Consider the following 485-nt stretch of genomic DNA (forward strand, 5'->3'; position numbering starts at 1 on the left):
CGCTGGAGGCGCTGCTGATCTCGCAGTCCCAGGCGCACCGCCTCGCCGACCTCCTGGCGAGCCTGCCGCCGGACCTGCAGGCCTATGTGGCGCCGCAGGCGGTGATGGACCAGGTGTCGGGCTTTTCCGATCCATTCGCGGCGTGCTGGCACTGGGCCGCGCCTTTGCGCGGGAGCCGGGCGCGCTGCTCGACACCTCGGCCCGCGCGCGCTCGTGGTGGCGGCGCTCGGCCTCACCAACCACGACAATATGGGCGGCGTGTTCCGCAATGCCGCCGCCTTCGGCGCCGGCGCGGTGCTGATCGACCGCGCCGCGTGCGATCCGCTCTACCGCAAGGCAATCCGCGTCTCGGTGGGGGCGAGCCTGACGGTGCCGTTCGCGCGGGTCGAGGACGCGCCGGCGCTGCTGGACCTCCTGGCGGCGCGCGGCTTCGAGGTGATCGCGCTCTCGCCCGCCGGCGCCGAGCGGCTCGCCGACGTTTGTGC

Annotated in this window: 1 protein-coding gene; it reads left to right on the forward strand. The window is 74.2% G+C overall.

Annotation, left to right across the window (positions count from 1 at the left end; genetic code table 11):
• Nucleotides 1–213: 213 nt before the first annotated feature.
• Nucleotides 214–485, forward strand: a 272-nt coding sequence (locus AC2W7M_RS27275; protein ID WP_486136381.1) for a TrmH family RNA methyltransferase, incomplete at its 3' end; no start/stop codon positions are given.

This window comes from Xanthobacter sp. BG11Y11_SDJG, from assembly GCF_057364445.1.